Source organism: Lactobacillus nasalidis, from assembly GCF_016587775.1.
Taxonomy (GTDB): Bacteria; Bacillota; Bacilli; order Lactobacillales; family Lactobacillaceae; genus Lactobacillus; species Lactobacillus nasalidis.
Genome location: NZ_BOCG01000711.1, coordinates 1 through 1,178, shown reverse-complemented (window position 1 = coordinate 1,178; position 1,178 = coordinate 1). Strand labels below are relative to the sequence as shown.

Annotated in this window: 1 protein-coding gene; it reads left to right on the top strand. The window is 51.1% G+C overall.

The window, feature by feature from the left end; genetic code table 11:
- A partial coding sequence (locus lacNas_RS13575) for a thiamine pyrophosphate-dependent enzyme (protein ID WP_244661475.1) occupies positions 1 to 1,178 on the top strand: 1,178 nt, incomplete at both ends.

Sequence of the window (1,178 nt, the reverse complement as noted above, 5' to 3'; positions counted from 1 at the left end):
GAAATCGAAGACAACTACCGTGTTTCCGCAAGCAACCACGTTGCTGACAACTACGCAGCTCCAACTGCTGAATCAATTGAAGCCGCAACTAAGCTGATCAAGGAAGCCAAGAACCCAGTTGTTTACTTCGGTTTGGGCGCATCCGGCGCTGCTGACGAATTGAAGGAATTCTCTGACAAGTTTAAGATGCCAATGATGTCCTCATACCTGGGCAAGGGTATCGTTGAAGACAGCTTCAAGGCATACCTTGGCACGATCGGCCGTATCGGTGCCAAGGCTCCTAACGAAGTTCAAGGCCACACTGACTTGGTAGTTTGGGTTGGCAACAACTCACCATTCTCAGTATTGTGGTTCCCTAAGAACGCCAAGGTTATCCAAATCGACGTTGACCCAGAAAAGCAAGGCAAGCGTCACTCAGTTGACGTATCAATCCTGGCAGACGCCAAGAAGAGCTTGCGTGCTTTGATCGACGCTGGCGTTGCCCGTGAAGAATCACCACTTTACAAGGCTGCTTTGGCAGACCGTGAAGAATGGGACGCATGGACTGCTTCATTTGCTGACGATCACTTGAAGGACGAAGGCCGCGTACGCCAAGAACCAATCTGGGACGTCATCAACAAGGAAGCCGCAGACAACGCTGTCTTTGCAATTGACGTTGGTAACGTCAACATGGACCACGTACGTCTGCTCAACATGAACGGCAAGCAACGCTGGACTACTTCAGGTCTGCACGCAACCATGGGCTACGGCGCTCCAGCAGCTATTGCAGCCGCAACTGCTTACCCAGACCGTGAAGTATGGCACTTGGCCGGTGACGGTGGCTTCGCTATGATGAGCGAAGAACTGCTTACTTTGGCTCGCTACAACATGCACGTATTGACTGTTGTCTTCACCAACGAAACTTTGGGCTACATCGAAGCAGAACAACGTGACGAATCAAACCAACCACTGTCAGGCGTTATCCTGCCAGACAACGACTGGGCAAAGGTTGCAGAAGGCATGAACATGAAGGCCTTCACTGTTCACGACAAGGCTGAATTCCAAGCAGCTGTAGAAGAATGGAAGAAGATGGACGGCCCAGCCTTCATCGACGTTAAGTACACCAAGCACATGGCTTACTCAACTGAACTGAACACCCTGGACGACCCAGAATTCGTGAAGTACTACCACGCAGAAGC